The sequence below is a fragment of the Roseateles sp. GW835-FHT13E02 genome, assembly GCF_058794035.1.
The window spans coordinates 123,934-149,107 of the sequence record NZ_JBXAGJ010000001.1 but is presented as its reverse complement, the minus strand read 5'-3'; the positions used below and the strand labels follow the sequence as shown (position 1 = coordinate 149,107).

The window sequence follows — 25,174 nt, the reverse complement described above, 5'->3', positions numbered from 1 at the left end:
GACCCTAAAAATCTGTTCTATACTGCGAAGCTCTTGAGGCGCGTAGCTCAGCTGGTTAGAGCACCACCTTGACATGGTGGGGGTCGTTGGTTCGAGTCCAATCGCGCCTACCAAAATACGTAAGTAAGACGGTAGGCGTTACTCAAGTAACGTTGAAGCAGAAACCCGGTAGATCTCAGATCTCCCGGGTTTTTTGCTTTTCGGGCCGGTTTGTGTTGCCCGGCTTAGAGGGCGGGGCTGGCGGCGCGGATGTAACGAAGCGTGCAGTGCCGCAGCCATGTTCTGCTCCTGTGCTCCAATGCGGCCATCGTCATGGATGTCCCCGCGTTTTTGAGCCCGACCGATGAGTGCTTCTGACAGTGCTTTTGTCACTCCCTCCTGCTTTGCCCAGCTCGATCAGCTGAGCTTGAAGGACATCATCCGTCTGCAGGCGCAGTTGGAGCAGGAGTTGAAGCGGCGCTTCGAGCGCAGCCTGGTGCTGCTGTTTTCGGACATGGTGGGCTCCACCTCGTATTTCCAGCGTTTCGGCGATGCCGCCGGGCGGCAGCTGCAGCAGTTGCATCTGGACCTTCTGGAGGCGGCAGTCCTGGCCCACGATGGGCGCATCGTTGACACCGCCGGGGACGGCGCCTTTGTGGTTTTTGAGGACTGCGGCCGCGCGCTGCGGGCCATCCAGCAAGTGCAGGTGCAGCTCAGCGAACAAAACCTCAGCCGCGCGCGCTCGCATCAGTTGCAGCTGCGCATGGGCCTGCACTGGGGGCGGGTGCTCAGCGATGGGCAGTCGGTGTCCGGTGATGCCGTCAACTTCTGTGCGCGCGTGGTGGCCTCGGCTGAGCCCGGTGAGGTGCGCCTGAGCCGCGAGGCTTTTCAAGAGTTGCCGGCCGCCTGGCGCGTGCAATGCCGGCCCCTGGCGCCGGTGCTGCTCAAGGATGTGGCGGCGGCGGTCGAGCTGATGGCCTTTGATTGGCGCGATCGCAGCCAGTTCCCGACCCATGTCTTGATCGGAGATGCCAAGGAAGCACAGGCCTTGCCCTTGCTGGACATCATCAGCTTTGGCCGCCTGCGCGAACATGAGGGTGTGCCGGCCAATGATGTGGTGCTCTCTCATGCCGATCCCATGCAGGCGCTGCAGATCAGCCGCTGGCATTTCGAACTGCGCCGCGGCGCCCAGGGCATGGTCTTGCGGGCCTTGTCGGACAGTGCCACCTTGGTCGATGGCCAGCCGGCACCCAAGGGTCGCGATGTGCCGGTCCGTGTCGGTTGCCGCATCGATGTGGCCAATGCCTTGAGCCTGCGGCTGCTGGCGCCGCTGCCTTGTCACGCGGCCGATGCCGATCAGACGCTGGTCAGCATGAGCCGCATGCGCCTGGATTTGTCGGCGGTGGCGGCGGCCGGGCCGCTTACGGGGGAAATCCCCGCCGGAGCACGTCGCGCGGGCTCCTAGAATATTGCTGCACCTGCACAACACCCTGTGCCGGTCGGACAAGGAGCATTCATGGTGACGGCCCGCAGAGGCAGCAAGACAGCAGCAGCAGCAGCAGCCGGCTCGGCTCCCGAGGCGGGTAGCGACCGCGAAGCGCAAGCGCCCGCCGTGCGCGTGCTCAAGAAATACCCCAACCGCCGTCTCTACGACACCCAGACCAGCAGCTACATCACGCTGGCCGATGTGAAGAAGATGGTGCTGGACGGCCAGGCCTTCGAGGTGCGCGACGCCAAGACCGCCGAAGACCTGACCCGCAGCATCCTGCTGCAGATCATTCTGGAAGAAGAAACCGGCGGCGTGCCCATGTTCAGCACGAATGCACTGGAGCAGATCATCCGCTTCTATGGCCATGCCATGCAGGGCGTGATGGGCGACTATCTCGAAAAGAACGTTCAGACCTTCACGGCTTTGCAGAGCAAGTTTGCTGAGCAAAGCCAGGGCCTGGCTTTCAGCCCCGAGCTCTGGACCCAGTTCCTCGGCGCCCAAGCGCCGGTGATGCAGAACCTGATGGGGGGCTATGTCGAGCAGAGCAAGAACCTGATCGAACAGATGCAGGAGCAGCTCAAGCAGGCCGGGGCCATGTTCCCGGTGATGTCGGGCATGTCCGGAATGCCGGGGTTTGGCGGCAAGAAGTAGGGCGCTTGGCGCCCCGGAGGCGCCTGCAAGGCCGGGCTCAGGCAAAATCCGGGGATGAGCGAAACCATCACCCCCAGCCCAGCAGCCGTTGCCGCGGGCGCTGCCCCCAAGATCGGCTTTGTGTCCTTGGGTTGCCCCAAGGCCTTGACCGATTCGGAACTGATCCTCACCCAGCTGCGGGCCGAGGGCTATGAAACCTCCAAGACCTTTGCCGGCGCCGACCTGGTGATCGTCAACACCTGCGGCTTCATCGACGATGCCGTCAAGGAAAGTCTGGACACCATCGGCGAAGCCCTGGCCGAGAACGGCAAGGTCATCGTCACCGGCTGCCTCGGCGCCAAGGCCGGCACCAGCAGCAGCGATGCCGGCAGCCTGGTGCGCGAAATGCACCCCAGCGTGCTGGCCGTGACCGGCCCGCATGCCACGCAAGAGGTGATGGATGCGGTGCACACCCATGTGCCCAAGCCGCACGATCCCTTCATCGATCTGGTGCCTGAGTCGCGCGGCATTGCCGGCATCAAGCTGACGCCCAAGCATTACGCCTATCTGAAGATCAGCGAGGGCTGCAACCACCGCTGCACCTTCTGCATCATCCCCAGCATGCGCGGCGATCTGGTCTCGCGCCCGGTCGGCGATGTGCTGAACGAGGCACGGGCGCTGTTCGAGTCGGGCGTCAAGGAGTTGCTGGTGGTCAGCCAGGACACCAGTGCCTACGGCGTGGACGTCAAGTACCGCACCGGCTTCTGGGACGGCAAGCCGGTCAAGACCCGCATGCTGGACCTGGTCGCGCAAATGGGCGAGCTGGCCAAGCAGTACGGCGCCTGGGTGCGCCTGCACTATGTCTATCCCTATCCGCATGTGGACGAGGTGCTGCCGCTGATGGCCGAAGGCTTGATCCTGCCTTACCTCGATGTGCCGCTGCAGCATGCTCACCCCGATGTGCTCAAGCGCATGAAGCGCCCGGCCAGCGGCGAAAAGAATATGGAGCGCATCCTGCGGTGGCGCGAAACCTGCCCGGACATCGTCATCCGCTCGACCTTCATCGCCGGCTTCCCTGGTGAGACCGAAGAGGAATTCCAGTACCTGCTGGATTTCATGAGCGAGGCTCGTATTGACCGCGCCGGCTGCTTCGCCTATTCGCCGGTGACCGGCGCGACCGCCAATGAGCTGCCCGGTGCGCTGCCGCTTGAGGTGCGTGAAGAGCGTCGTGCGCGCTTCATGCAGATCGCCGAAGCGGTGTCCATCGACAAGCTGCGGGCCCGTGTCGGCGCCACCATGCAGGTGCTGGTCGATTCCGCGCCGGCTCTCGGCCGCAAGGGCGGTGTCGGCCGCACCTATGCCGATGCGCCCGAGATCGACGGCACCGTGCGCCTGCTGCCGCCGGAGAAGGCCAGCAAGACGCTCAAGGTGGGCGAGTTCACCCGCGCGCGCATCGTCGCGGTGGAGGGCCATGACCTGATCGGCATGCCGATCTGAGCACGGTTCAATCTGAGTCAGAATCAAAGCGGGCTTCGGCCCGCTTTGTTTTTCAGCGCCTCTTCAGGACCCCCTCGTGAGCAAACACGCCCCCGCCCCAGACCTCGCATTGGCCACCCAGCAGATCCACCATCCCTACCAGCCGCCCGAGGGCTGGGCTGCGCATCCGGTGGGTGTGTTCAAGGCCTCGACGGTGCTGTTCAAGAACACCGCCGATCTGCACCAATACCGCCCGCGTGACGGCAAGAGCTACCGCTACGGCCTGCACGGAACGCCGACCAGCTACACGCTGGGGGCGCGCATCGCCGGCCTCGAGGGCGCCGAGCACTGCTTGCTGGTGCCCAGCGGTTTGGCGGCCGTCACCCTGGTGTCGCTGAGCTTTTTGCGGCCGGGCGACGAGGTGCTGGTGCCGGACAATGTCTATGGACAAAACCGTTACTTGAGCGAATCGCTGCTGCCGCAGTTCGGCATCCAGCATCGCTTCTACGACCCACTCGATGTGGCTGGATTCGCCGCCCTGATCAGTGAAAAGACCAAGCTGGTCTGGCTGGAAGCGGCGGGCTCCATCACCCTGGAGTTCCCCGATCTGGTCGGCCTGCTGCGGGTCTGCCGCGAGCGCGGCATCACCTCGGTGCTGGACAACACCTGGGGCGCTGGTGTCGCCTTCAAGGCCTTTGATTTGCTGCCGGACAGCGAGCCGGGCTTGGGCGTGGACATCTCCATGCACGCGCTGACCAAATACCCCTCGGGCGGCGCCGATGTGCTGATGGGTTCGGTCTGTACCCGCGACCTGGCCTTGCATGAGCGCATGAACTACATGCACGAGCACCTGGGCTACGGCCTGGGGCAGAACGATGTGGAGCTGGTGCTGCGCAGCCTGCCGACGCTGGAGCTGCGCTACCGCGCCCAGGATGCGACCACGCGCGCGCTGGCCGCCTGGATGCAGGCCCAGCCGGCGGTGGCTCAGGTGCTGCATCCGGCTCTGCCTGGCTCGCCCGGGCATGCGCACTGGCGCGAGGTCAGCAGCGGCGGGGCGGCTTGTTTGTTCTCGGCGGTGTTCCAGCCTCGGTACAGCGCGGCCCAGGTCGATGCCTTTGTCGATGCGCTGCGGTTCTTCGGCATCGGCTACTCCTGGGCCGGCCCCATGAGCCTGGCCGTGCCCTACAACATGAGCCGCAGCCGTTCGCTGGGCTTGCCGTACCGCGACGGGCATCTGGTGCGATTTGCCATCGGCCTGGAGGCTGAGGCCGACTTGCGCGCCGATCTGGCGCAGGCGCTGGAGGTCTTGAAAGACTGAGGGAGGCGGCTTCAGCTGCGCGACTTGGTCGCGTGGCGTATCAGCTGTCCCTTTTAGTGAAAAGGGCAGCGAGTCGCTACGCGCCTCAGCCCCGCGACTTTGTCGCGTGTCTCATGAGCTGCCCTTTTTCTCGTTCCCAATCGCGCTTTTTCTCGGTGTCGCGTTTGTCGTGCTCGGCCTTGCCCTTGGCCAGGCCGATTTCGGCTTTCACGAAGCTGCCTTTGTAGTGCAGGTTCAGTGGCACCAGGGTGAAGCCGCGCTGTTCCACCTTGCCGATCAGGCGTCGGATGTCGCCCTTGCTCATCAAGAGCTTGCGGGTGCGGTCGGCCAGGGGGCTGACATGGGTGGAGGCGGTGCGCAGCGGGTTGATGCGGCAGCCAATCAGGAACAGCTCGCCGTTCTTGATCAGCACATAGCCATCGGTCAGCTGCACCTGGCCGGCGCGGATGGCCTTGACCTCCCAGCCTTCCAGCACGATGCCGCATTCATGCCGCTCGTCGATGAAGTAGTCAAAACGGGCGCGGCGGTTTTCGGCGATCGGGGCGCTGGACACGGCCGGCTTGGCCTTTGGGGGCGGGCGTGAACCGTGGTGGTGGGCAGAGGCAGCAGTGGACATGAAACTCGCTGGTGGGTGGGCGGCCGGGTCGGCTTGGGCGGGCCTGGGCGCGCCAATACAATCCGCCCATTGTATGAAGCGCTATGAAACACGTTAGGAAGTCTGTTCTGCTCTGGTACTCGCCGCGCGAGATGTATGACTTGGTGGTCGGCGTCGAGCGCTATCCCGAGTTCCTGCCCTGGTGCGAGCGCGCCGAGGTGCTGGAGCAGCAGGGCGACGCCATGACGGCCCGCCTGTCGCTGTCCTACGCCGGCGTGCGCCACGCCTTCACCACCCGCAACACCCACGAGACGGATCGCAGCGTCGGCATGACCCTGGTCGACGGCCCCTTCTCCTCGCTCGATGGGGTCTGGCATTTCCACCCCCTGCAAAAACCAGGCAGCGACAGCCCGGAGGCGGTGGCCTGCAAGATCGAGTTCGAGTTGCGCTACGCCTTCTCCAGCGCGGCGCTGGAGGCGGTGGTCAGCCCGGTGTTCGACCGCATTGCCAACACCTTTGTCGATCGCTTTGTGCAGCGCGCTGAAAGTGTCTATGGCCCTCGCTGAGCCCGTCGAAGGGCAACAGGCCTTGATCGCCGTGGAGCTGGTCTGGAGCCCGCAGGCGGGCACCGTTCACCGCCTTGATCTGCGGCTGCCGCTGGGTTGCACCCTGGGCCAAGCCTTGCAAGCCTGTGCTGAGTTTCAGCCCATGCAGGCGCGCCTGGCGGAGTTCAAGCTGGGTATCTGGGGGCGGCAGCAGCCGGCAGACACGGTCTTGCGTGAGCGGGATCGCATCGAGGTCTATCGGCCCCTGACCGTGGACCCGAAGGAGGCGCGTCGGCAGCGCTACAAGGACCGAGGCGAGCGCATCGTCTCGCGCCATCGGCCGCTGGCGGGCAAGACCCGCCGTTGATCTCGCGAAAGGGGGGCTGATTGCTCGTTGGGAGCCTCAGTTGCCGCCACAGTCGCTTGCCACGATGGCTCGGGTGCGCTGGATTTCTTCGGACCGTTGGCGGTCGTCAAGGATCACGTTTTCGCCTTGCGCGTTGCGTCGGCTGATGCGCATGCCGTCCTGCAGCATGCGCAGATTCTCCTGGGCCCGGCTGCAGTTCTCGCGCTTTTGCTCGGCGTAGCGGCGCTCTTGCTGCTTGTGTTTTTCGATGGCTTCGCGTTCCTGCTGCTTCTCGAGCTTTTCTTGCTCGCGCTGGCGCGCCTGTCGATCCAGTTCGGCCTTGCTGGGGGCGTTGGCCGAGGCTGCAGCGGCGGCGCTGGCGGCGGCTTCCGCCTTGCTGGCATACGGCAGGACAAACACCGGCGGCGGTTTGTAGCCGGCCGGGCGCTGCAGGATGTCTTTGTCGGGTGTGCCGCTCGGCGGTGGCAGATCGCTGATCTGCATGCGGCCACTGGCATCGCGCCATTTCCATTGCGCGTGGGCGGGCAGGGCGCAGCACAGCAGGCACAGCGTGGAGAGGGCCAGAACCCACGCTGGACGCCGGGTTTGCGAGGCGCGTGGGGACAGGTGGGCGTGGTGGGCGAACCGGGGCGTTTGCATGGGCAAAGTGTAGCCCTGGGTCTGGTGAAACCGGGTTCGCAAAATTGCGTCAATTTGCGCAAATTCGGGTTGTCACAGCCCGGCGCGGGCAAGGCGGTGCCAGTCTTCCGTATAATGCCGCTTTGCGTCTGGAGCTTCCCTCATGCGCCTTTTAGGAAAAGCGCTCACCTTCGATGATGTTTTGTTGGTGCCAGCGTTCTCCCATGTGTTGCCTCGCGACACCTCCCTCGCCACCCGGCTGTCCCGCAATATCCATCTGAACCTGCCCCTGGTCTCTGCGGCCATGGACACGGTGACAGAAGCGCGTCTGGCCATCGCCATCGCGCAAGAGGGCGGCATCGGCATCGTTCACAAAAACCTCAGCGCCAAGCAGCAGGCCATCGAAGTGGCGCGCGTGAAGCGCTACGAGTCGGGCATCGTGCTCGAGCCCTTCACCATCACGCCCTCGACCACGGTGCGCGAAGTGGTGGAGCTGCAGCGCCAACACGGCGTCTCGGGCTTCCCGGTGTTGGAGGGCAAGCGCGTCGTCGGCATCGTCACCGGCCGTGACGTGCGCTTCGAGACCCGCATGGATCTGGCGGTGCGCGAGATGATGACCCCGGCCGAGCGCCTGGTCACCGTCAAGGAAGGCGCGTCGCTGGAAGAGGCCAAGGCCTTGATGCACAAGCACAAGCTGGAGCGCGTGGTCGTCGTCAACGACGCCTTCGAACTGCGCGGCCTGATGACCGTCAAGGACATCACCAAGCAGACCAGTTTCCCCAATGCCGCCCGCGATGCTCAAGGCAAGCTGCGCGTCGGTGCTGCCGTCGGTTTCGGCGATGACACCGAAGAGCGCGTGGCCATGCTGGTCAAGGCCGGCGTGGACGCCCTGATCGTCGACACCGCCCACGGCCACAGCGCTGGCGTGCTGGAGCGTGTGCGCTGGGTCAAGCAGAACTTCCCCGGCGTGGACGTGATCGGCGGCAATATCGCCACCGGCGCAGCAGCGCTGGCCTTGGTGGAAGCGGGCGCCGATGGCGTCAAGGTCGGCATCGGCCCCGGTTCCATCTGCACCACCCGCATCGTGGCTGGCGTGGGCGTGCCGCAGATCACGGCCATCGACAACGTGGCCACCGCCCTGCGCGGCACCGGCGTGCCGGTGATCGCCGACGGCGGCGTGCGCTTCTCGGGCGACCTGGCCAAGGCCATCGCCGCGGGCGCCGACTGCGTGATGATGGGCGGCGCCTTTGCCGGCACCGAGGAAGCCCCGGGCGACCTGATCCTGTACCAGGGCCGCTCCTACAAGAGCTACCGCGGCATGGGCTCCATGGGTGCGATGGCCAAGGGTTCTGCCGATCGCTACTTCCAGGACACCTCAGCCAACAATCCCAACACCTCCAAGCTGGTGCCGGAAGGCATCGAAGGTCAGGTGCCCTACAAGGGTTCGGTGGTGCAGGTCATCTTCCAGATGGCCGGCGGCCTGAAGGCTTCGATGCACTACTGCGGTTGTGCAACGATTGCCGACATGCAGAACAAGGCGGAGTTCGTGGAGATCACCTCGGCCGGCATGCGCGAAAGCCATGTCCACGACGTGCAGATCACCAAGGAAGCACCGAACTACCGTTCCGAGTGAGGCGGGTCGAAGTCCCGCCGCCGGCGCCGAGGCCTCAGGGCAAGGCCGGGCGCCGGTGAACTTCAAGAAAGGGGCCGCGGCCCCTTTCTTCGTATGCGGCTTCAAGCCGCGAGAGCTAGCTAGCAAGCAAGGACATCGATTGAGCGAGCGAGTGATGACAGAAGGCAGCGGTCAAGCAGCAGGTGGCAAGGGCCGCTCGGCCGGCATGGGCTTCATCCTGATTGCCGTGCTGATCGACATGATCTCCATCGGCCTGATCATCCCTGTGCTGCCGCCGCTGGTGGGCACCTTCACCCACAACCCCTCCGAGCACACCCTGGCGCAGTTGGCTGTGGCCTTTGCTTTCGGTATCGCCAATTTCTTTGGCTCGCCCATTCTGGGCGGCCTGTCGGACCGTTACGGCCGCCGCCGCGTCATGCTGATCGGCTTCTCGGGTCTGGCGCTGAGCTTCTTCGTCACCGCCATGGCCGATGCGCTGTGGATGTTGATCGTGGTGCGTCTGTTCTCGGGCGCCATGCAGGCCAATGCCGCTGTGGCCAATGCCTATGTGGCCGACATCACGCCGCCGGCCGAGCGCGCCAAGCGCTTCGGCATGCTGGGCGCCGCCTTCGGCATGGGTTTCATCCTGGGCCCGGTGCTGGGCGGCCTGCTCGGTGACATCAACTTGCACCTGCCTTTCTATGTGGCCGGCAGCATGGCGGTGCTGAACTGGATGTATGGCTTTTTCGTCCTGCCCGAGTCGCTGCAGCCAGAGAACCGCCGCGCCTTTGACTGGCGCCGCGCCAACCCCTTCAAATCCCTGAGCCGTGTGCGCGATCTGCAAGGCGTGGGCCCCCTGGTCTATGTGCTGGCGCTCAGCGGCCTGGCGCAGATGATTCTGCAAAGCAGCTGGGTCATGTACACCACCTACAAATTCGGCTGGGGACCCAAGGACAACGGCCTGTCCCTGTTTGCCGTCGGTGTGATGGCGGTGCTGGTGCAGGGCGTGCTGCTCAAGCACATCCTCAAGCGGGTGTCGGCTGCCCGCCTGGTGCTGCTGGGCCTGGCTTCGGCCGTGCTGACCAACACCATCTGGGGCCTGTCCAGCGCCGGCTGGATGATGTACGCCGCCATCGGCGTGGGCGTGCTCAGCTATGCCGCCGGCCCGGCTTTGCAAAGCCAGATTTCCAATGCCGCCGATGCCCGCAACCAGGGTGAGACCATGGGCGCCATCTCCTCGCTGAACAGCCTGATGGCCGTGATCGCGCCGGTGCTGGGCCTGGGCCTGATCTACCTGGTCAGCGAGCTGCCCAAGGGCGATTGGCGCATTGGCGCCCCGTTCTACTTCTGCGCCGCGCTGCAGGCGCTGTCCCTGTTCTTCGCCTGGCGGCACTTTGCCCAGCTGCCTCAGCAAGCGCCCGACGCCGATGCCGCCCCCGCCGGCCCCTGAATTCAGAATCCAGACAGAGAGTGAAAGCCCGACCATGCATGACAAAGTCCTGATCCTCGATTTCGGCTCCCAGGTGACCCAGCTGATCGCGCGCCGCGTGCGCGAGGCGGCGGTGTTCTGCGAAATCCACCCCAACGATGTTTCGGACGAGTTCATCCGCAGCTTCGCGCCCAAGGCCATCATCTTGTCGGGCAGCCATGCCTCGACTTATGAGGACCACGAGCTGCGCGCACCGCAGGCCGTCTGGGACCTGGGTGTGCCGGTGCTGGGCATCTGCTACGGCATGTTTGCGATGTCCGTGCAGTTGGGCGGGCAGGTCGAACCCAGCGATCACCGCGAGTTCGGCTATGCCGAAGTGCGGGCGCATGGCCATACGCGGCTGTTGGACGGCATCCAGGACCACGCCACGCTGGAAGGTCATGGCATGCTCAAGGTCTGGATGAGCCATGGCGACAAGGTCACGGCCATGCCGCCTGGCTTCAAGCTGATGGCCTCCACGCCCAGCTGCCCCATCGCCGGCATGGCCAACGAAGAGAAGGGCTATTACGCCGTTCAGTTCCACCCCGAGGTGACGCACACCGTCAAGGGCCAGGAAATACTGACCCGCTTCGTGCGCGACATCGCCGGTTGCAAGGGCGACTGGATCATGGGTGACTACATCGAAGAAGCCGTGGCCAAGATCCGCGAGCAGGTCGGTGACGAAGAGGTCATTCTCGGCTTGTCCGGCGGCGTCGATTCCTCGGTTGCAGCCGCCCTGATCCACCGCGCCATCGGTGACCAGCTGACCTGCGTCTTCGTCGATCACGGCCTGCTGCGTCTCAACGAAGGCGATATGGTCATGGACATGTTCGCCGGCAAGCTGCACGCCAAGGTCATCCGCGTGGATGCCAGCGAGCTCTTCCTGGGCCAGCTGGCCGGTGTCACCGACCCCGAGAAGAAGCGCAAGATCATTGGTGGCCTGTTCGTCGATGTGTTCAAGGCCGAGGCCGCCAAGCTCAAGGCGGCCGATGCCGGCGCCAAAGGCGCCAAGTGGCTGGCCCAGGGCACCATCTACCCCGATGTGGTGGAAAGCGGTGGCACCAAGACCAAGAAGGCCACGACGATCAAGAGCCACCACAACGTCGGTGGCCTGCCCGAGCAGCTCGGCCTGAAGCTGCTGGAGCCCCTGCGCGAGCTCTTCAAGGACGAGGTGCGCGCCCTGGGCGTGGCCCTGGGCCTGCCGCCCGAGATGGTCTACCGCCACCCCTTCCCGGGACCCGGCCTGGGCGTGCGCATCCTGGGCGAGGTGAAGAAGGAGTACGCCGACCTGCTGCGCCGTGCCGACGCCATCTTCATCGAAGAGCTGCGCAATACCAAGGATGAAACCACGGGCAAGAGCTGGTATGAGCTGACCAGCCAGGCCTTCACGGTGTTCTTGCCGGTCAAGAGCGTGGGCGTGATGGGCGACGGCCGCACTTATGACTACGTCGTGGCGCTGCGCGCCGTGCAGACCAGCGACTTCATGACCGCCGACTGGGCCGAGCTGCCTTACAGCCTGCTCAAGCGCACCTCGGGCCGCATCATCAACGAAGTGCGCGGCATCAACCGCGTCACCTACGATGTGTCCAGCAAGCCGCCGGCAACGATCGAGTGGGAATGATCTCTCAGGTCTTGAGCCCCTGGTTCAAGCCCCGAGTGAACGCAAAAGGCGACCCGCAAGGCCGCCTTTTTGTTTCAAGCCAGCGGCGCTGGATGCTCAGAAGAAGCCAAGAGCATTGGGTGAGTAGCTGACCAGCAGGTTTTTGGTCTGCTGGTAATGGTCCAGCATGGCCTTGTGGGTTTCGCGGCCGATGCCGGATTCCTTGTAGCCGCCGAAGGCCGCGTGCGCCGGATAGGCGTGATAGCAATTGGTCCAGACCCGGCCGGCCTGGATGGCGCGGCCCATGCGGTAGGCGCGGCTGCCGTCGCGTGTCCAGACGCCGGCGCCCAGGCCGTAGGGCGTGTCATTGGCGATCTGCAGGGCTTCGGCCTCGTCCTTGAAGGTGGCCACGGCCAGCACGGGGCCGAAGATCTCTTCGCGGAACACGCGCATATTGTTCGTGCCCTTGAACAGCGTGGGCTCGATGTAATAGCCGCCGGCCAACTCGCCCGACATCTGCTTGCGGCCACCGCCGATCAGCAGCTGAGCGCCTTCCTGCTTGCCCACTTCCAGGTAGGACATGATCTTGTCCATCTGCAAGGCCGAGGCCTGGGCGCCCATCATGGTGTCGGTGTCCAGCGGGCTGCCTTGCTTGATGGCGGCCACGCGCTTGAGTGCGCGTTCGATGAAGCGGTCGTAGATCGACTCCTGGATCAGCGCCCGGCTCGGGCAGGTGCAGACCTCGCCCTGGTTGAAGGCGAACAGCACCAGGCCTTCGATCGCTTTGTCGAGGAAGGCGTCGTCCTGCGCCATCACATCGTCGAAGAAGACATTGGGGCTCTTGCCACCCAGCTCCAGCGTGGCCGGGATCAGGTTGCTGGCTGCCGCCTGCGCAATCACGCGGCCGGTGGCGGTGGAGCCGGTGAAGGCAATTTTGGCAATGCGCTTGCTGGTGGCCAGCGGCATGCCGGCCTCGCGGCCATAGCCGTTGACGATGTTGAGCACGCCGGGCGGCAGCAGGTCGGCGATCAGCTCGGTCAGCACCAAGATGCTGATGGGCGTCGACTCCGCCGGCTTGAGCACCACGCAGTTGCCCGCGCCCAGCGCAGGCGCCAGCTTCCAGGCCGCCATCAGGATGGGGAAGTTCCAGGGGATGATTTGCCCGACCACGCCCAGCGGTTCGTGGAAGTGATAGGCCACGGTGTGGTCGTCGATCTGGCTCAGCGCGCCTTCCTGCGCGCGCAGGCATCCGGCGAAGTAACGGAAATGGTCGGCGGCAAGCGGGATGTCGGCATTGAGCGTTTCGCGGATGGGCTTGCCGTTGTCCACCGTCTCGGCATAGGCCAGCAACTCGAGGTTGGCCTCGATGCGGTCGGCGATCTTGAGCAGGATGTTGGCGCGGGTGGCGGCATTGGTGGCGGCCCACTGGGCCGTGGCGGCATGGGCGGCGTCCAGGGCCAGCTCGATGTCCTCGGCGGTGGAACGGGCGGCGCGGGTGTAGACCTGGCCGCTGATGGGGGTGACGACGTCGAAGTACTCGCCCTTGACCGGCGGCACGAAGCGGCCGCCGATGAAGTTGTCGTACTGCGCTTTGTAGGCGAGTGTGGCGCCGGGGGTGTTGGGGCTGGCGTAAAGCATGTCGGTCTCCGTGTGTTGTGTTGGGGTCTCAAGGTCTGGGCCCGCTCCGTCTCCATCCCAGATGCTGAGTTGCGGGGTTGGAGGCAAGCAGGCCAGCCGCAGGGTTTCTTGCACGGAGCGTGCCAAGGCTGTGGTTTGCTCGGAATTTGGGCGTAAGGGGCTGCTGCTGCGCGGGGCGAAACGACTGGCCGGTACGGCTGGCTGCGCACCGTGTCGCCCCACTGTCACGAAAGAGGACAGGTGACCGCCTCGCGTGGCACAGCTTTCACGTCCACTTGTGCTGGAAGCGGGCAAAACCAGCTCAAGGGCTTGGCAAGCGCCATGAGCCTGTTAAGGTCGCGCTGCGGCTCGGGTGCCAACACCTGAGCCGCGTCCGATTCAGAGCCCGTTCACAAGGGCCGATCACGGAGACAAACGCGATGACTGCAGCCAATGCCTTGATGAGCTTGCGCACGCCGCCCAGCCGCCTGCGACAGGCGCGCCGGCAGCTGCTGGAAACCGGTGAGCTGGGCGCCGGCTTGCTCGATGCCCGGCTCCATGCCAGCTGGCAGCGCAGCCGGGCCTATGGTCTGGCGCCCGAGGGGCGGTCGCAGGGTGTGCCGCACGCGTCGGCCGCCCAGCTGGCGCGGGCCCTGGAGCAGCGCCGCGCCTTGCTGGCCCAGGCCCGGCCGGTGATGGAGTTTGTGGCCGAGCAGGTGAGGGCCAGCGACAGCCTGGTCATCCTGGCCGACCCGCAAGGCATGCTGCTGCACGCGCTGGGCGACGATGGCTTTGCCGACAAGGCCGCACGGGTGGCCTTGCGGCCCGGCGCCGTCTGGCTTGAGCAATGGCGCGGCACCAATGCGATCGGCACGGCGCTGGCCGATGGCCGGCCCGTCGTCATCAACGGCGCCGAGCATTATCTGGAGCGCAATGGGTTCCTGACTTGCGCCGCTGCGCCCATCGTCGACCCCAGCGGTGCCTTGCTTGGGGTGCTGGACATCTCGGGCGACCGCCGTGGCTACCACCCCCACACCCTGGGCCTGGCCCGCTCGGCCGCGCGCATGATCGAGCACCAGCTGTTTGTGGCGCGTCATGGCGGCGGCCTGGTGCTGCGCCTGCACAGCCGGCCCGAGGGGCTGGACACGGTCACCGAGGGCTTGCTGGCCCTGGCCGATGACGGCCTCATCCTCGGCGCCAACGGCCTGGGGCTCGAGTGGCTGGGCCTGGCGCCCAGTGCCCTCGGTCGCTGCACGGTGGAGGCGGCGCTGGGGCTGCGCATGCAGGAGCTGCTGGCCGGTGTGCATGGAGCGCATGGTTCGCAGCCTCGGCGCCTGCAGCGGGTGGACGGCAGCTTGATCTACGGCCGGCTCGATGGTGCGCGGCCCCTGCAGCCCCGCCCACGCGTGGCGCCGCCGGCTGCCACGGCTTTGCTTACGACGGCATCGCCAGCGTCTGCGCCTGCCCCTGCCTCGGATGCACTGAGCGCGCTCGACACCGGTGACGCGGCCGTGCACAAGCTGATCGAGCGGGCGCGTCGCGTGCTGGCCAAGCCGATTGCCTTGCTCTTGCAGGGCGAGTCGGGCGTCGGCAAGGAGTTGCTGGCGCGGGCCTGCCACCAGAGCGGGCCGCGGCGCGCCGGGCCGTTTGTGGCCATCAACTGCGCGGCGCTGCCCGAGCATCTGATCGAGGCCGAGCTCTTCGGCCACCGGCCGGGCGCTTTCACCGGGGCGCTCAAGGATGGGGCGCCAGGGCTGCTGCGCCGGGCGCATGGCGGCACGCTCTTCCTTGATGAAATCGGTGACATGCCGCTGGCGCTGCAGGCGCGGCTGCTGAGGGTCTTGCAGGAGCGCCAGGTCTCGCCGCTGGGCGGTGGGCAGCCGGTGGCCGTGGACTTTGCGCTGATCTGCGCCAGCCATCGGCGCTTGCGCGAGGAGGTGGACGCGCAGCGCTTTCGCGAGGATTTGTACTACCGCATCAACGGGCTCAGCCTGCAACTTCCGCCGCTGCGCGAGCGCAGCGATTTTGCGGCCCTGGTGCAGCGCCTGCTGGCCGAGGCAGAGCCGAGCCGCAGTGTGAGCGTAGAGCCCGATGTGTTGGCGCTGCTCGGCCGCCATCGCTGGCCCGGCAATCTGCGCCAGCTGGCCAATGTGCTGCGCACCTGCTGCGCGCTGCTCGATGCCGACGAGGCACAGATCGGCTGGAGCCACCTGCCCGACGACATGGCCGAAGAGTTGCAAGCCCTGGCCCGGGCTGAGCCTGTTCAGCCGGAGCAGGTGAAAGAGGAGGCGGCGCCGCTGGAGCTGGACCTGCGCCTGGCCTCCAGCCGCTGCGTTCAGCAGGCCCTGGCCTTGGCCCAGGGCAACCGCAGCGAAGCGGCACGCCGGCTGGGCGTCAGCCGCAACACGCTGTACCGCAAGATGCGCGAGGCGGGACTGGATGATCGGCTGGATGCCCGGCTGCATGGTCCGCTCGATTAGGCTGGCGGCTTCTCGAGCTTTTGTTTTCCGCAGGAGGCGGTTTCTCGATGCGCGCAGCGTTCAGCATTCTGGGTTTGGTGATCACCTTGGCGGTGGTCTTGTTCATGGTCAAGCAGCAGGCGCGTTCCTTGCAGCCACCGGCGGCGTCGGGCAGCCCAGCGGCATCCGCGGCCGGGCTCGCTTCATCGGACCCTGGCGCTGTGCAGGCCGGCACCGTGCGCCCCGAGGCGGTACGCCAGGAGCTGCAACAGTTGGTGGACCAGGCCGCGGCGCGCGCCTCCGAGGCTCAGCCCTGAGTGGCGCCGGCGTTGGCAAGGCGAGCAAGGGATTTCCCGGGGCGGGGCAGGTCGCTTGTTACACTGCGCCGGGCCGACCATGTCTGAAATCCTGCTCTCATCTTCCTCGTCCGCCGCTGCGGTTTCCGCCGCCGATGAATACGCCATGCGCATCGCGCTGGACCAGGCCCATAATGCCTGGCTTGCAGGGGAGGTGCCGGTCGGCGCGGTACTGATGCGCGCCGGCCAGGTGATCGCCACCGGCTACAACCGGCCCATCACCACCCACGACCCCACGGCCCATGCCGAGATCGTGGCCTTGCGCCACGCCGCCACCTTGCTGGGCAACTACCGCCTGCCCGAGTGCGAGCTGTTCGTGACTCTGGAGCCTTGCGCCATGTGTGCCATGGCCATGATGCATGCCCGGCTCAAGCGGGTGGTGTTCGCCGCCCATGACCCCAAGACCGGCGTGGCTGGTTCGGTGCTGGACTTGTTTGCCCAGCCCCAGCTGAACCACCACACCTGCATCCAGGGCGGGGTGCTGGCCGAGGCCTCGTCCAAGCTGCTGCGCGAGTTTTTTGCCCAGCGGCGCGACGCCGCCCGCCAGCGCCGCGCCGCCGCGCGTGCTGCGGCCGGCGACAGCGATTTGCCCGATGCCATCCCGACCGGCGACGTGACCCATCTCGATTTTTCTTCGTCTTCTGAACCCTCACCGGAATCCCAGCCATGAGCGCAAGTCCGAGCCTGACCCTCTACACCCCCGCCGGCGTGCTGGCCCATGCCGCAGCACTCAAGCGCGCGGCCAAGCGCCTGGAGAAGCTGGGCTTTGCGGTCAGCGTTGACGAAGACGCCCTGGCCCGCCATCAGCGATTTGGCGGCGATGACGCCACCCGCCTGGCGGCCCTGCATCGCGTGGCCAGCGCGGCGCCCAGCGTGGCTTTGGCCACCCGCGGCGGCTACGGCCTGACCCGTTTGCTCGATCAGATCGATTGGAAGCTGCTGGCGCGCAGCGTGGAGCAGGGCACGCGCTGGGTGGGTTACAGCGACATCACCGCGCTGCAGATGGGTTTGCTGGCCCATGCCAAGGCACAGAGCTGGGCCGGCCCCTTGGCCTGCGGTGATTTCGGCCGCAGCAAGGACGAGGGCGGCGTGGACGATGTGACCCAGGACTGCTTCGTCGAGGCCATGGACGGCCTGCTCGAGGCCGTGGGCTTTCGCACCGAGAAGGGCTTTGCCGGCCTGGGCCTCAAGGGCCAGCTCTGGGGTGGCAATCTCTGTGTGCTGAGCTCGCTGCTGGGCACGCCGCATTTCCCGCGCATCAAGGGCGGCGTGCTCTTCTTGGAAGATGTGGGCGAGCATCCCTATCGCGTCGAGCGCATGCTGCTGCAGCTGCAGCAGGCGGGTGTGCTGGATGCGCAGAAGGCCGTGCTGCTGGGTGAATTCAGCGCCTGGAAGAAGTCGCCGCTGGACCGCGGCTACACGCTCAAGCATGCGATTGAAGCGGTGCGTTCGCGCACCAAGACGCCGATCCTCACGGGTCTGCCTTTCGGTCATGTCGACACCAAGGTCTGCCTGCCGGTTGGCGCCAAGGTGGAACTGGTGGTGGAAGGCCGCGATGTGATGATGGGTTGGCAAGGGGATCCCAAACACCGCCATGCGGATGAGGATCATGCGCATTCGCATTGAGTCACCAAGCGGCAGCCATCTAGCGTCGGAAGAGCCGTCCGTGCCGGCTGGCGCGAGACATGAAGTGGCACCCCTGAAACGGAGCCATTTCGAGTGAGAGTGATGGCCTCGGTGCGTGTCCTTGTGCTCTCGCCGTTAGGTCTCCGTGTTCCGTGTCTCTGTGCCCGGGCCAGATGAGGGCCATGGTGCGGATCGACAGACGGTGTAGCAAGCGCAAACCGCTATTCCTGCGGGATGTGTACTTGTTTCACAACTTTGCCTTTCCTCACGATCGAATCAGCGTAAACCCTGATTCGATGGGTGATGGGATCTGGCTCGATACCACTAAAATACCAGTAAGGCCTGCGGCTCGTCGAAGATCAATGCCTAGCGCGGGCTTCGGGTGTCATGCTCTTGTCAGCTCCTGGGGTAATCCCCACGGCTTCGGGGCTTTGGAACTCGTTTATGATCGCAGGCGCTTGTGTAGATGTCCGACTCCGCCTGACGCGGCTTCGGGTAGATGCCGAGCTCAAGCCCGCGGTCGCAAGCTGACGGGCATTTTTGTTGTAGGTGGTGCCGCAAGTGCCGATAGAGAGAATCGATCTGCCTTTGTCGGGTGGTGATGGTTCAGAAATTGGCAGACTGTGGGACCCGAACGTTCGAGACGGGCGCTGCGCAGGGGTGATGAACCCACGTGTCTTGATGAAAGAAATTCGCAGTCTTAAGAAGGAGCGCGCATGAACTTTGCGCAGGATAAGCAAGGCTCGTCACGCTTCACGGGTATTGGCATCGTGGTCTTGATCCACGTGTTGATCGCGTGGGCGTTGGCAAGTGGACTGGCCCGGAAAGCCATTGAGGCGGTCAAGGGTCCCATCGAGACCAAGGTGATTGAAGAGAAGGTCAAGCCGCCGCCGGAGCCTGAAAAGGTCGTTCCGCCGCCGCCGGACCTGAAGGCGCCTCCGCCGCCCTTCATCCCGCCGCCGGAATTCCAGGTGACCGCGCCCGCTCCGCCGGCACCGGCCATTGCGTCGACCCAGGTGGCGCCTCCGGCAGCTCAGCCGGTTCGCCCGGCGCCGCCGCCGGCTCCGGCTGCTGCCCCGGCCCCGGCCCCGGTTCGCACGGGCCCCAAGACCGCAGGCATGGTTTGCACCAAGATGGGCAAGCCGGAAGTGCCGTCGGTGAACTGGAGCGGTGAGGCTTTGTACAAGGTCACCGCTACGGTCAAGTCGGGTCGTGTGGCCAGCATCGAAGTGCAAAGCCTGCGCCCGGGCGTGGACCGCAAGGCACAGCGCGCCATCATTGCGGCCATCGAGGAAACGCTGCGCGACACTTACGAGTGCCCCGGCGACCACGTGTTCGAGCAGGAATTCCAGTTCCGCATCGAATAAAGCCGCGACAGGCTAGAGTTCTGCAAGACCCAACACTGGGGCAGGGCAGTGCCCGGCTCCATTTCTCTCAAACCGATTTCGATTTCATTCGCAGGAGTTGACTCCATGATTTCTCGTATTTCCGGCCTGTTCGCCGCCATCGCTTTTGCTGCGGCAATGGCTGTTTCGCCTGTGCAAGCTCAAGAAGCTGCTGCTTCCGCTGCTGCTCCCACTGAGGCTGTCGCTCCTGCTGCTGAAGCTGCCCCCGTGGCGCAAGCCGCTGCCAAGCCTGCAGACAACCCCTACGGCCTGCAAGCCATGCTGGCTCACGGCGACATGGTGTCCAAGGGCGTTCTGGCCCTGCTGCTGATCATGTCCATGGGCAGCTGGTACATCCTGATCACCAAGCTGTGGGACACCCAAAAGCTGGCCAACGAAGCCAAGGACGTGCGCGCCACCTTCTTCAAGAAGGCCAGCCTGGCCGAAGGCGTCAAGAGCCTGAAGGAAGCCAGCGCTTTCCGCTACATCGCCGCCAACGCGATCGAGGCTTCGGAGCACCATGAAGGCGCCCTGACCGAGAACATCGACCACAACACCTGGGTCTCGACCAACATCGAGCGCTCGGTGGCTGAAGTGCAAAGCCGCGTGCAAACCGGTCTGGGCTTCCTGGCGACCGTGGGTTCGACCTCTCCCTTCATCGGTCTGTTCGGTACCGTGTGGGGTATTCTGCAAGCCCTGACCGCCATCGGCGTTGCTGGCCAAGCATCCATCGACAAGGTGGCCGGTCCTGTGGGTGAAGCGCTGATCATGACCGCCATCGGTCTGGGCGTCGCTGTGCCGGCCGTGCTGGGTTACAACTGGCTGGTGAACCGCAACAAGTCGGTGATGGGCCAAGTTCGTGCCTTCGCAGGTGACCTGCACGGCGTCCTGATGGGCAACCGTCAAGTTGCCAAGCGCTAATCAGCGCTGACCCGGAGAACCCATCATGGGAATGAACGTCGGATCTTCTTCCGGCGATGATGAAGTGGTCTCAACCATCAACACCACGCCCCTCGTGGACGTGATGTTGGTGCTGTTGATCATCTTCCTCATCACCATCCCGGCGGTGGTCAGCACGGTCAAGGTTGAGCTTCCTAAGGAAACCAACGTCGTCCGCGTGACCAAGCCGGAGAACATTGATATCTCGGTCACCAAGAACGGCGAGATCTACTGGAACACGACTCTGGTGCCTGATGTCGATGCCTTGGTGCAGCGTCTGGGCAAGGTGGCGGTTCTGAATCCGCAGCCTGAGGTGCATGTCCGTGGCGATGACAAGTCGCGCTACGAGTCCGTGGGCCGTGTGGTTTATGCCTGCCAGCGTGCCGGCATCATGAAAGTCAGCTTCGTCACCGAACCGCCTGCGCGCGGTGGTTGAAGCGAGGAGCGAATAGCATGGGAATGAATGTAGGTAGCTCCTCCGGTGGCGACGAGCCCGAAGTCATGATGGACGTCAACACCACGCCCTTGATCGACGTGATGTTGGTGCTGATCGTGATGCTGATCATCACGATCCCGATCCAGTTGCATTCGGTGAATCTGGATATGCCGCCTCCGAGCAACTCGGTCCCACTCAAGGATCCTGTGGTTCATGTGGTGTTGATCGACTTTGACGGCAAGGTGTATTGGGATGAGAACGAGATGCCCAATCATCAAGCCGTGGAAGGTAAGCTGGCCGAGGTGGCTGCCGAAGCGGATCAAGCCGAAGTGCACATCAAGCCCAATAAGTTGGCTGAGTACGGTGCTGTCGCAGCTGTCATGGCTTCCGCCCAACGGCTGGGTGTGAAGAAGATGGCCATGGTCGGCAACGAACAGTACGTCAAGTGAGACGGCGCAAGCCGTGATCTGAGACGACAAAAGAACAGCGCGCCGTCCGTCAAGGGCGGCGCGTTTTTTTTCGCAAAGAGGGTAGAAGACGATGAAGATCAGGACATTGGCCTCGGTCGCTATTGGCGCCATGGCGTTTGTGTTGGGCAACGCCCCCCAAGGCGAATTGGGCGTGGTGCAAGCCCATGCTCAGGCTGAGGGTGTGCGTCCTCAGGTGGGCAAGGCGCTGAAAGATGCCGTCGCCTTGATCAAGTCCGGCAAGTACAAGGACGCCCTGGCCAAGGTGCACGAGGCTGAAGCTGTCAGTGGCCGCAATGCCACCGAGAACTACAACATCGAAGCGATGCGCATGGCCGCCGCTTCGGGCGCTGGTGACACCGAGTCCATGGTCAAGGCCTTTGAGGCTTTGAAGTCCAGCGGCAAGCTGTCGGGCGCCGAGCAGCTGCGCTACATCGAGTCGATCGCAGGTACCTATCTGCGCAACAAGGACAATGCCCGTGCCCTGACCTGGGCACAGCGCTACTTCAAGGAAGGCGGCAACAGCCCCACCATGAAGCAGGTCCTGACCTCGGCGCAGTTCAATTCCGGTGACATGGGTTCCATCATCAAGGACACCGAGGCCGAGATTGCTGCCGATGAAAAGGCGGGTCGTACGCCTTCGCAGGACAAACTGAACCTCTTGCTGAGTGCCGCCATCCGTCAGAAGGACGGCAACGCCGAGCAATTGGCCATCGCTAAACTGCTGAACTACTACCCGCGCAAGGAACTGTGGACGCAGGTGTTGGGCGCGCTTCAGAGCAAGAAGGGTTTCTCTGATCGTTTCACCCTGGATGTTTACCGTCTCAAGCTGGCCACTGGCAATCTGAAGGACGCCAACGACTACATGGAAATGGCTCAGTTGGCGGCTCAGGCTGGCTATCCCGAGGAAGGCAAGCAGGTCGTGGACAAGGGCTTTGCGGCCAATGTCCTGGGCCAGGGCAAAGAAGGTGAGCGTCATAAGCGCCTGAACGACCTGATGGTCAAGCGCATCGGCGAAGCCAAGGCTGCTCTGCCCGAGGTCGAAAAGACCGCTCAGGCTGCCAAGGATGGCAACGCCCTGGTATCCCTGGGTCTGGCCACGGCTTTCCGCGGCGATGCGGCCAAGGGCGTCAAGTACATCGAGCAGGGCATCGAGAAGGGCAATCTGGCTCGTCCGGATGATGCCAAGCTCTACCTGGGCCTGGCTCAGTCGATGGCGGGCGACGCGTCCAAGGCGCAGGCCACCTGGCGTTCGGTCAAGGGTACGGACGGCTCAGCCGATCTGGCTCGTCTGTGGGGCATCCACAGCCGCAGCGCCAAGCGCTGATTGAGCATGTGTTGACTCGCTTTCGCTCAGGTCAGACTTCGGTTGCTTGAGCGAGAGCAGAGACCAGAAAAAGGGCCCTGGCTTTGCGCCAGGGCCCTTTTTTGTTTGAGGCGCGCCGGACGGTTGCAGCGCGATGCCGTCGAATGAACGAATTATTTCGGTGCCAGACGGATGGCACCGTCCAGGCGAATCACTTCGCCGTTCAGCATCTCGTTGGTGATGATCTGGTGCACCAGCTTGGCGTAGTCGGCGGGGGTGCCCAGGCGCGAAGGGAAGGGCACGCCGGCGGCCAGTGCGTCCTGGACCTCTTGCGGCATGCCGAAGAGCATGGGCGTGCCAAAGATGCCGGGAGCAATGGTCATGTTGCGGATGCCGTTGCGGGCCAGGTCGCGGGCGATGGGCAGGGTCATGCCGACCACGCCGCCCTTGGATGCCGCGTAGGCGGCTTGGCCGATCTGGCCGTCGTAGGCCGCGACCGAGGCGGTCGAGATCAGCACGCCGCGCTCGCCTGTGGGTTCGGGGTCGTTCTTGCTCATGGCCTCGGCGGCCAGGCGGATCATGTTGAAGCTGCCGATCAGATTGACGGTGATGGTCTTGCTGAACAGAGCCAGGGCGTGGGCGCCGTCCTTGCCGACGGTCTTGGCGGCCGGGGCGATGCCGGCGCAGTTGATCAGGCCGAAGAGCTTGCCCAGGCTCAGGGCCTTGGCGACCACGGCCTGGCCGTCGGCTTCCTGGCTGACGTCGGCCTTGACGAAGGCGCCGCCCAGTTCGGCCGCGACGGCCTCGCCGCGCTCGACCTGCAGGTCGGCGATCACGACCTTGGCGCCGTGTGCCGTCAGCATGCGTGCCGTGCCTTCACCGAGGCCCGAAGCGCCGCCGGTGACGATGAATACCTTGCCTGCGATGTCCATGTTCAATCCTTTGAAAGAAGGGTTGGTTGACGTTGACGTAAACGTCAATTATTGGTCAAAAGAAAGCCGCATTGAAGCGGCTTTGCTCGAGAAGGAAAAATGCTCAGCTCAGGGCGGCCAAGGCGCGCTGGGTGATGTCGTCGACCGAGCCGATGCCTTCGATGCAGCGGTACTGCGGCGCGCCGGCCTCGCCGCTCGCGGCCCATTGCGAGTAGTAGGCGACCAGGGGGCGGGTTTGCGACTGGTAGACCTCCAGGCGCTTCTTGACGGTTTCTTCCTTGTCGTCGTCGCGCTGGATCAGGTCTTCACCGGTGGCATCGTCCTTGCCTTCCACCTTGGGCGGGTTGAACTTGACGTGGTAGGTGCGGCCCGAGGCCACATGCACGCGGCGGCCGCTCATGCGCTCGATGATGGCGCTGTCGGGCACGTCGATTTCCAGCACATAGTCCAGCTTCACGCCGGCGGCCTTCATGGCATCAGCTTGCGGGATGGTGCGGGGGAAACCGTCGAACAGGAAACCTTGGGCGCAATCGGGCTGGGTGATGCGTTCCTTGACCAGGCCGATGATGATGTCATCGCTGACCAGGCCGCCGGCATCCATGACCTTCTTGGCGGCCAGGCCCATTTCGGTGCCGGCCTTGACGGCGGCACGCAGCATGTCGCCGGTGGAAATTTGCGGGATACCAAATTTTTGGCAGATGAAGGCAGCTTGGGTGCCTTTGCCGGCGCCGGGGGCGCCCAGAAGAATCAGTCGCATGGGTCTCCTTGATGCAGCATGGAAGGCACGCAAGGCCCTCTTCAACAGCGGGCGAGGATAGCATGCGCTGACCTACGCCAGACTGACGCAAACCCCGCTTGTTGTCTTCACGTAACCCCGGGCTTCGCAGGAGCCGTGCCTCCGTGCCCGCGCTTCACTTGGCGGCCTGGGCGCGAAACACGGCGCGCACGCGCTCCAGGTCTTCGGGTGTGTCGACGCCGGGGCCGGGGCGCTCGGCACTCAGGTGCACGGCGATGCGCTCGCCGTGCCAGAGCACGCGCAGCTGTTCCAGCGATTCGATCTGTTCCAGCGGGCTGACCTCCAGCTGCGGGAAGCGGCGCAGAAAACCGGCCAGATAGCCGTAGAGCCCGACATGGCGCAAGGCCGAGCCGGGCTGGGCGCGTGCTGCACCTGTGGCCTGACCATCGCGCCAGAAGGGGATGTGGGCGCGCGAGAAGTACAGCGCCAGGCCGTTCTTGTCGGTCACCACCTTGACCACATTCGGGTTGGCGAACTCAGCCTGGCCCTCGGGCGTGTCGTCCAGCCCATGGGCCACCGTGCTCATCACGCATTCGGGTCGCTGGCGCAGCAACTCGGCGCAGGCGTCGATCATGGCCGGCTCGATCAGCGGCTCGTCGCCCTGCACATTGACGACCAGGTCCTGCCCGTCCAGGCCCAGCAGCGCGCAGGCTTCGGCCAGGCGGTCGCTGCCGGAGACATGGTCCGCACGGGTCAGCACCGCCTTGATGCCATGGGCGGCACAGGCGTGCAGCACCTCTGGCGCGTCACTGGCCACCACCACACGGCTGGCGCGCGACTGGGCGGCGCGCTGGGCCACGCGCACGATCATGGGCAGGCCCTCGATATCGGCCAGCGGCTTGTTGGGCAGGCGGGTGGAGGCCAGACGAGCCGGCACGATGACGGTGAAACTCATAGGGCGACAGGCTTGTGGCTCTCGGCATCCGGGTCGTAGGCACGCGCCTCGTTTTCCAGCATTACGGGGATGCCATCGCGCACCGGGAAGGCCAGGCGGTCGGCATGGCAAATCAGCTCGCGGCCGCCATCGGGGCTGCGCAGATGTTCCAGCGGACCTTTGCACAAGGGGCAGACCAACATTTCCAACAAGCGGTTATCCATCGTCATCCCCATCTTCAACTGCAGTGCATCGTTCATCAATGATTTGTTCCGCCGCGCCAA

The 25,174-nt window shown here is 64.8% G+C and carries 25 protein-coding genes and 1 tRNA gene; 19 read left to right on the top strand and 7 right to left on the bottom strand.

Annotation, left to right across the window (positions count from 1 at the left end; translation table 11 throughout):
* The first annotated feature begins 36 nt into the window (after window positions 1-36).
* The 5 genes from AC1Q6P_RS00660 (at window position 37) to AC1Q6P_RS00640 (ending at window position 4,892) form a co-directional block, all read left to right on the top strand.
* Window positions 37-113, top strand: a tRNA-Val gene (locus AC1Q6P_RS00660).
* 230 nt (window positions 114-343) lie between these two features.
* On the top strand, window positions 344-1,444 hold the full coding sequence (locus AC1Q6P_RS00655; RefSeq protein ID WP_492663902.1) for an adenylate/guanylate cyclase domain-containing protein: 1,101 nt from the start codon (window positions 344-346) through the stop codon (window positions 1,442-1,444).
* 51 nt (window positions 1,445-1,495) lie between these two features.
* On the top strand, window positions 1,496-2,119 hold the full coding sequence (phaR, locus tag AC1Q6P_RS00650; protein WP_492663901.1) for a polyhydroxyalkanoate synthesis repressor PhaR: 624 nt from the start codon (window positions 1,496-1,498) through the stop codon (window positions 2,117-2,119).
* 54 nt (window positions 2,120-2,173) lie between these two features.
* Window positions 2,174-3,595, top strand: a complete 1,422-nt coding sequence (gene rimO, locus AC1Q6P_RS00645) for a 30S ribosomal protein S12 methylthiotransferase RimO (RefSeq protein WP_492663900.1) — start codon at window positions 2,174-2,176, stop codon at window positions 3,593-3,595.
* A 76-nt stretch (window positions 3,596-3,671) separates the two neighbouring features.
* Window positions 3,672-4,892 (top strand): PLP-dependent transferase, encoded by a 1,221-nt coding sequence (locus tag AC1Q6P_RS00640; RefSeq protein ID WP_492663899.1) that lies wholly within the window; start codon window positions 3,672-3,674, stop codon window positions 4,890-4,892.
* An 85-nt stretch (window positions 4,893-4,977) separates the two neighbouring features.
* Here AC1Q6P_RS00640 and smpB read toward each other — a convergent pair whose 3' ends face one another.
* Window positions 4,978-5,508: an SsrA-binding protein SmpB gene (gene smpB / locus AC1Q6P_RS00635; RefSeq protein ID WP_102767205.1), complete on the bottom strand. Its 531-nt coding sequence runs from the start codon at window positions 5,506-5,508 to the stop codon at window positions 4,978-4,980.
* Window positions 5,509-5,591: 83 nt separating this feature from the next.
* Between smpB and AC1Q6P_RS00630 the strand changes: the two genes are divergently transcribed.
* Both AC1Q6P_RS00630 and AC1Q6P_RS00625 read left to right on the top strand, forming a co-directional pair.
* Complete coding sequence (locus AC1Q6P_RS00630; protein WP_102767204.1) at window positions 5,592-6,053, top strand: type II toxin-antitoxin system RatA family toxin; 462 nt, start codon at window positions 5,592-5,594, stop codon at window positions 6,051-6,053.
* Window positions 6,040-6,399: an RnfH family protein gene (locus tag AC1Q6P_RS00625; protein WP_492663898.1), complete on the top strand. Its 360-nt coding sequence runs from the start codon at window positions 6,040-6,042 to the stop codon at window positions 6,397-6,399. Before AC1Q6P_RS00630 ends, AC1Q6P_RS00625 begins: the two co-directional genes overlap by 14 nt.
* Window positions 6,400-6,435: 36 nt before the next feature.
* On the opposite strand, the gene AC1Q6P_RS00620 is transcribed toward AC1Q6P_RS00625, so the two are convergent.
* Window positions 6,436-7,038 carry a DUF4124 domain-containing protein gene (locus tag AC1Q6P_RS00620; protein WP_492663897.1) on the bottom strand — a complete coding sequence of 201 codons (603 nt, stop codon included), beginning with the start codon at window positions 7,036-7,038 and terminating at the stop codon, window positions 6,436-6,438.
* A 142-nt stretch (window positions 7,039-7,180) separates the two neighbouring features.
* Between AC1Q6P_RS00620 and guaB the strand changes: the two genes are divergently transcribed.
* The 3 genes from guaB (at window position 7,181) to guaA (ending at window position 11,718) form a co-directional block, all read left to right on the top strand.
* Entirely contained in the window at window positions 7,181-8,650 is a 1,470-nt protein-coding gene (gene guaB / locus AC1Q6P_RS00615; protein WP_492663896.1) for an IMP dehydrogenase, read from the top strand.
* Window positions 8,651-8,804: 154 nt separating this feature from the next.
* The gene (locus tag AC1Q6P_RS00610) at window positions 8,805-10,079 is read left to right on the top strand and encodes an MFS transporter (protein WP_492663895.1); all 1,275 of its coding nucleotides are present in this window, start codon (window positions 8,805-8,807) and stop codon (window positions 10,077-10,079) included.
* Window positions 10,080-10,113: 34 nt separating this feature from the next.
* On the top strand, window positions 10,114-11,718 hold the full coding sequence (gene guaA / locus AC1Q6P_RS00605) for a glutamine-hydrolyzing GMP synthase (protein WP_492663894.1): 1,605 nt from the start codon (window positions 10,114-10,116) through the stop codon (window positions 11,716-11,718).
* A gap of 96 nt (window positions 11,719-11,814) precedes the next feature.
* Here the strand turns inward: guaA and exaC are convergent, their stop codons facing one another.
* Complete coding sequence (gene exaC / locus AC1Q6P_RS00600) at window positions 11,815-13,335, bottom strand: acetaldehyde dehydrogenase ExaC (protein WP_102767200.1); 1,521 nt, start codon at window positions 13,333-13,335, stop codon at window positions 11,815-11,817.
* A 419-nt stretch (window positions 13,336-13,754) separates the two neighbouring features.
* Here exaC and AC1Q6P_RS00595 point away from each other — a divergent pair, with 419 nt between their 5' ends.
* The 9 genes from AC1Q6P_RS00595 to AC1Q6P_RS00555 all read left to right on the top strand — a co-directional run bounded on the left by AC1Q6P_RS00595 (window position 13,755) and on the right by AC1Q6P_RS00555 (window position 22,309).
* On the top strand, window positions 13,755-15,794 hold the full coding sequence (locus tag AC1Q6P_RS00595; RefSeq protein WP_492663893.1) for a sigma-54-dependent Fis family transcriptional regulator: 2,040 nt from the start codon (window positions 13,755-13,757) through the stop codon (window positions 15,792-15,794).
* Between the two features lie 47 nt (window positions 15,795-15,841).
* Window positions 15,842-16,090, top strand: a complete 249-nt coding sequence (locus tag AC1Q6P_RS00590; RefSeq protein ID WP_492663892.1) for a hypothetical protein — start codon at window positions 15,842-15,844, stop codon at window positions 16,088-16,090.
* A gap of 79 nt (window positions 16,091-16,169) precedes the next feature.
* Complete coding sequence (gene tadA, locus AC1Q6P_RS00585) at window positions 16,170-16,799, top strand: tRNA adenosine(34) deaminase TadA (protein ID WP_492663891.1); 630 nt, start codon at window positions 16,170-16,172, stop codon at window positions 16,797-16,799.
* Window positions 16,796-17,755: an LD-carboxypeptidase gene (locus AC1Q6P_RS00580; RefSeq protein WP_492663890.1), complete on the top strand. Its 960-nt coding sequence runs from the start codon at window positions 16,796-16,798 to the stop codon at window positions 17,753-17,755. Before tadA ends, AC1Q6P_RS00580 begins: the two co-directional genes overlap by 4 nt.
* A 716-nt stretch (window positions 17,756-18,471) precedes the next feature.
* Complete coding sequence (locus AC1Q6P_RS00575; RefSeq protein ID WP_102767195.1) at window positions 18,472-19,122, top strand: hypothetical protein; 651 nt, start codon at window positions 18,472-18,474, stop codon at window positions 19,120-19,122.
* A 60-nt stretch (window positions 19,123-19,182) separates the two neighbouring features.
* On the top strand, window positions 19,183-20,061 hold the full coding sequence (locus tag AC1Q6P_RS00570; protein ID WP_409994048.1) for a MotA/TolQ/ExbB proton channel family protein: 879 nt from the start codon (window positions 19,183-19,185) through the stop codon (window positions 20,059-20,061).
* A 25-nt stretch (window positions 20,062-20,086) separates the two neighbouring features.
* Window positions 20,087-20,515, top strand: coding sequence for an ExbD/TolR family protein (locus AC1Q6P_RS00565; RefSeq protein WP_102767193.1), 429 nt, complete (start codon window positions 20,087-20,089; stop codon window positions 20,513-20,515).
* A gap of 17 nt (window positions 20,516-20,532) precedes the next feature.
* Window positions 20,533-20,964: an ExbD/TolR family protein gene (locus AC1Q6P_RS00560; protein ID WP_171825960.1), complete on the top strand. Its 432-nt coding sequence runs from the start codon at window positions 20,533-20,535 to the stop codon at window positions 20,962-20,964.
* 91 nt (window positions 20,965-21,055) lie between these two features.
* Window positions 21,056-22,309, top strand: a complete 1,254-nt coding sequence (locus AC1Q6P_RS00555) for a hypothetical protein (RefSeq protein ID WP_492663889.1) — start codon at window positions 21,056-21,058, stop codon at window positions 22,307-22,309.
* A gap of 152 nt (window positions 22,310-22,461) precedes the next feature.
* Here AC1Q6P_RS00555 and AC1Q6P_RS00550 read toward each other — a convergent pair whose 3' ends face one another.
* From AC1Q6P_RS00550 to AC1Q6P_RS00535, 4 genes are all read right to left on the bottom strand, one after another.
* A complete protein-coding gene (locus tag AC1Q6P_RS00550; protein ID WP_492663888.1) occupies window positions 22,462-23,220 on the bottom strand; it encodes a 3-hydroxyacyl-CoA dehydrogenase in 759 nt (252 codons plus the stop codon).
* A 103-nt stretch (window positions 23,221-23,323) separates the two neighbouring features.
* Window positions 23,324-23,977 (bottom strand): adenylate kinase, encoded by a 654-nt coding sequence (gene adk / locus AC1Q6P_RS00545; protein ID WP_102767189.1) that lies wholly within the window; start codon window positions 23,975-23,977, stop codon window positions 23,324-23,326.
* A 154-nt stretch (window positions 23,978-24,131) separates the two neighbouring features.
* Window positions 24,132-24,911, bottom strand: coding sequence for a 3-deoxy-manno-octulosonate cytidylyltransferase (gene kdsB / locus AC1Q6P_RS00540; protein WP_492663887.1), 780 nt, complete (start codon window positions 24,909-24,911; stop codon window positions 24,132-24,134).
* Window positions 24,908-25,114, bottom strand: coding sequence for a Trm112 family protein (locus AC1Q6P_RS00535; RefSeq protein WP_102769509.1), 207 nt, complete (start codon window positions 25,112-25,114; stop codon window positions 24,908-24,910). The genes kdsB and AC1Q6P_RS00535 overlap by 4 nt, the downstream gene beginning before the upstream one ends.
* Between the last annotated feature and the right edge of the window lie 60 nt (window positions 25,115-25,174).

Coding starts and splice junctions, on each gene's coding strand:
- AC1Q6P_RS00655 (WP_492663902.1), top strand. CDS start 344: ATGAGTGCTTCTGACAGTGCTTTTGTCACTCCCTCCTGCTTTGCCCAG.
- phaR (WP_492663901.1), top strand. CDS start 1,496: ATGGTGACGGCCCGCAGAGGCAGCAAGACAGCAGCAGCAGCAGCAGCC.
- rimO (WP_492663900.1), top strand. CDS start 2,174: ATGAGCGAAACCATCACCCCCAGCCCAGCAGCCGTTGCCGCGGGCGCT.
- smpB (WP_102767205.1), bottom strand. CDS start 5,508: ATGTCCACTGCTGCCTCTGCCCACCACCACGGTTCACGCCCGCCCCCA.
- AC1Q6P_RS00630 (WP_102767204.1), top strand. CDS start 5,592: ATGAAACACGTTAGGAAGTCTGTTCTGCTCTGGTACTCGCCGCGCGAG.
- AC1Q6P_RS00625 (WP_492663898.1), top strand. CDS start 6,040: ATGGCCCTCGCTGAGCCCGTCGAAGGGCAACAGGCCTTGATCGCCGTG.
- AC1Q6P_RS00620 (WP_492663897.1), bottom strand. CDS start 7,038: ATGCAAACGCCCCGGTTCGCCCACCACGCCCACCTGTCCCCACGCGCC.
- guaB (WP_492663896.1), top strand. CDS start 7,181: ATGCGCCTTTTAGGAAAAGCGCTCACCTTCGATGATGTTTTGTTGGTG.
- AC1Q6P_RS00610 (WP_492663895.1), top strand. CDS start 8,805: ATGACAGAAGGCAGCGGTCAAGCAGCAGGTGGCAAGGGCCGCTCGGCC.
- guaA (WP_492663894.1), top strand. CDS start 10,114: ATGCATGACAAAGTCCTGATCCTCGATTTCGGCTCCCAGGTGACCCAG.
- exaC (WP_102767200.1), bottom strand. CDS start 13,335: ATGCTTTACGCCAGCCCCAACACCCCCGGCGCCACACTCGCCTACAAA.
- AC1Q6P_RS00595 (WP_492663893.1), top strand. CDS start 13,755: ATGACTGCAGCCAATGCCTTGATGAGCTTGCGCACGCCGCCCAGCCGC.
- AC1Q6P_RS00590 (WP_492663892.1), top strand. CDS start 15,842: ATGCGCGCAGCGTTCAGCATTCTGGGTTTGGTGATCACCTTGGCGGTG.
- tadA (WP_492663891.1), top strand. CDS start 16,170: ATGTCTGAAATCCTGCTCTCATCTTCCTCGTCCGCCGCTGCGGTTTCC.
- AC1Q6P_RS00580 (WP_492663890.1), top strand. CDS start 16,796: ATGAGCGCAAGTCCGAGCCTGACCCTCTACACCCCCGCCGGCGTGCTG.
- AC1Q6P_RS00575 (WP_102767195.1), top strand. CDS start 18,472: ATGAACTTTGCGCAGGATAAGCAAGGCTCGTCACGCTTCACGGGTATT.
- AC1Q6P_RS00565 (WP_102767193.1), top strand. CDS start 20,087: ATGGGAATGAACGTCGGATCTTCTTCCGGCGATGATGAAGTGGTCTCA.
- AC1Q6P_RS00560 (WP_171825960.1), top strand. CDS start 20,533: ATGGGAATGAATGTAGGTAGCTCCTCCGGTGGCGACGAGCCCGAAGTC.
- AC1Q6P_RS00555 (WP_492663889.1), top strand. CDS start 21,056: ATGAAGATCAGGACATTGGCCTCGGTCGCTATTGGCGCCATGGCGTTT.
- AC1Q6P_RS00550 (WP_492663888.1), bottom strand. CDS start 23,220: ATGGACATCGCAGGCAAGGTATTCATCGTCACCGGCGGCGCTTCGGGC.
- adk (WP_102767189.1), bottom strand. CDS start 23,977: ATGCGACTGATTCTTCTGGGCGCCCCCGGCGCCGGCAAAGGCACCCAA.
- kdsB (WP_492663887.1), bottom strand. CDS start 24,911: ATGAGTTTCACCGTCATCGTGCCGGCTCGTCTGGCCTCCACCCGCCTG.
- AC1Q6P_RS00535 (WP_102769509.1), bottom strand. CDS start 25,114: ATGGATAACCGCTTGTTGGAAATGTTGGTCTGCCCCTTGTGCAAAGGT.